This is a genomic window from Rheinheimera soli (assembly GCF_021290985.1).
Classification (GTDB): domain Bacteria; phylum Pseudomonadota; class Gammaproteobacteria; order Enterobacterales; family Alteromonadaceae; genus Pararheinheimera; species Pararheinheimera soli.
The window spans coordinates 1-2,158 of record NZ_JAJOYU010000072.1 but is presented as its reverse complement, the minus strand read 5'-3'; the positions used below and the strand labels follow the sequence as shown (position 1 = coordinate 2,158).

At 42.0% G+C, this 2,158-nt stretch carries 4 protein-coding genes; 2 read left to right on the top strand and 2 right to left on the bottom strand.

Annotated features, from left to right (window positions below):
- Both LSG37_RS21500 and LSG37_RS21495 read right to left on the bottom strand, forming a co-directional pair.
- Positions 1 to 183, bottom strand: a 183-nt coding sequence (locus LSG37_RS21500; protein WP_366515596.1) for a tyrosine-type recombinase/integrase, incomplete at its 3' end; no start/stop codon positions are given.
- A 4-nt stretch (positions 184 to 187) separates the two neighbouring features.
- Positions 188 to 463, bottom strand: a complete 276-nt coding sequence (locus LSG37_RS21495; protein WP_366515595.1) for a phage integrase N-terminal SAM-like domain-containing protein — start codon at positions 461 to 463, stop codon at positions 188 to 190.
- A gap of 336 nt (positions 464 to 799) precedes the next feature.
- Between LSG37_RS21495 and LSG37_RS20990 the strand changes: the two genes are divergently transcribed.
- Together LSG37_RS20990 and LSG37_RS20985 are read left to right on the top strand one after the other, a co-directional pair.
- Positions 800 to 1,669, top strand: coding sequence for a delta-class carbonic anhydrase (locus LSG37_RS20990; protein WP_233081959.1), 870 nt, complete (start codon positions 800 to 802; stop codon positions 1,667 to 1,669).
- A 143-nt stretch (positions 1,670 to 1,812) separates the two neighbouring features.
- Entirely contained in the window at positions 1,813 to 2,076 is a 264-nt protein-coding gene (locus LSG37_RS20985; RefSeq protein ID WP_233081958.1) for a hypothetical protein, read from the top strand.
- Positions 2,077 to 2,158 lie beyond the last annotated feature (82 nt).

Below are 2,158 nucleotides of genomic sequence, written 5' to 3'. Positions count from 1 at the left end.
GACATTCCTTGACTCAAAATCGATATCTTTAACTCTTAGCATTAATAGTTCTGCTTTCCTTAGCCCACAACCATATAAAAGCGAAAACATCAGTTTATAGCTACCGGATAGCTGATTGATGATACTCATTGCTTCGTTATGAGATAAGACGGATGGAACCCGTTTAGGTGCGCGTGCTTTTATCGTATCAGGTAGTAAAGTAAGTTCTCTGAAGTATATGTTTATACATGAAGACGATAGCGCAAAGCGCCAAGTTTTGAGTAGACGCCGTAACTTGTCGGTTTACGGCTAAATATGTCAAGAAATTAGTTACCTCTTGTTCCCCCATGTTCTTAGGATGCTGTTTTTTGTTAAACAAAATGAAGCGTTTTATCCAAAGTAAATAGGTTTTTTCAGTCTGAATTGAGTAATGCTTGGTTCGCATAACCTGTCTGATGCTTTCAAGGAAAGGTGAACGAGTCATGTAAGCTCCTTTGTTGATTATCGAGTGTGTTACTGAGACTTCTCAGTAACACCTGATGATAAGGAGGCTAAATCAAGATAAGACATTGATATTAATAATATTACCCCGTTTTGGGGTGGAGACATTACTGAGAAGTCTCAGTAATGTCGTAAATTAAAAGTAAATTAAGTCCTTAACTAGCTTCTTAAGTTATTGATCTTCAGTAAACTCATAGGTATAAATTTGTTTTGCCTTTCGGATGTTACTGAGAGGTCTACATAATAACTGTTAGCGACTCATAGCAAATAATAGATTTAGTTCAAATTTTAACCGCAATAACACTATAGGAGTGAAACCATGAAAACAAAGATTCTAATTACTCTAGCTGCGGCGATAGCCTTACCACTCAACGCTCTTGCTAAAGATAGCTATTCTGGTGGTCATGCAATGGTTTCAGATGAAGTCATTGCACATCAACGCGAGAATTTGGAGAAAAATACCGATGGAAAGGGTTTTGGGCCACAATCTCCAAGGGATATTGACTCGATTGTAGGTGGCAATACGGTTTCGTTCGGTACAGCACCAGAATACACGGCTATGAACTTGTGCAACATTCATTTCCACAAGAATGCCGAGCACAAAGGCGGTGAATTTACCAAATACGCAGGTAATGGTGATGGTCATGGTTATCAATCAGGTTTCAAATATTCCGGTACTCTTTCCAAGACCGAGTTAAGCCCTCTTGATCATGAGGTTTGCCCTAGTGAACATGGTGGACTGCAGTCTGGAGACACAATCGAAGTGCATTATGTTCACTCGTCCGCCCAAGTAAAGCCTGGCCCAACCTTAGGTGCATGTCTGAGCGAAGCCATCAAGAACCCGCAATTACGAGTTGAAACTCAAGTCTATGTCTTGGTGAATGATTCTAATGCCTTGGATTTCACGAAACTGGCAGCCCATGGCGAGAAGAATGGTTTTCAGCAAGCCTTGGGTATTCCAAGTAATACTGGAAACCCGATTCAATACACAGGTTCTACGACTGGCCCAAGTTACAACGAACAAGGCTCTCCTTTCCAAGTCTCTTGGAGCGTTCGCCCTAAAGTTGCTAAGGTTAATATCAGCTCTGTGGGCGAGTGGTGTAAAGGAAATGTCTTCAACGAAGATCATGCTCATGGCGTAAGAAACCTAGTTAAAAACCCAAAGCTCATTTCCAAGATTAAGCACTGATCGCCAATCAAGAACAGAATGCGCTAACAATACGTGCCAGTCGGACAGTTTGTTCCGTGGCTTTTTTGTGTTTTCGCTACGCTGTAACACAAAACACCACTCCTCAAACTGCCGCTGCACTCTGCGTTATGAGGTGAAAACAATTGCGTAACCACAACCTCTTGTTGTTCATCGCAGGGTTAGCTGCTCCGGCTTTGTTACTATTGCTTAAAGTTGATATGTCACCGTTCACATTGTTTTTATGGCCAACAGGGTTTTTCTTGTTGGTTCTCGGTGGTCAATTAATTGGTGCTGGTGACTACGTTTTTGTTGGGGTGATCATCTTACTAAATGGCGGTTTTTATCTCGTATTAGGTAATATTTTAAGGTTGGCTTATGCCAGGTTTTTTAAATCAACATTGGTGTAATTCAACACCTCATAACAAGACGCATCACTCGCGGCCTGCGGCCGCTGGGACGTCAACCCGCTGCGCGGCTCGCCGCCCGTGT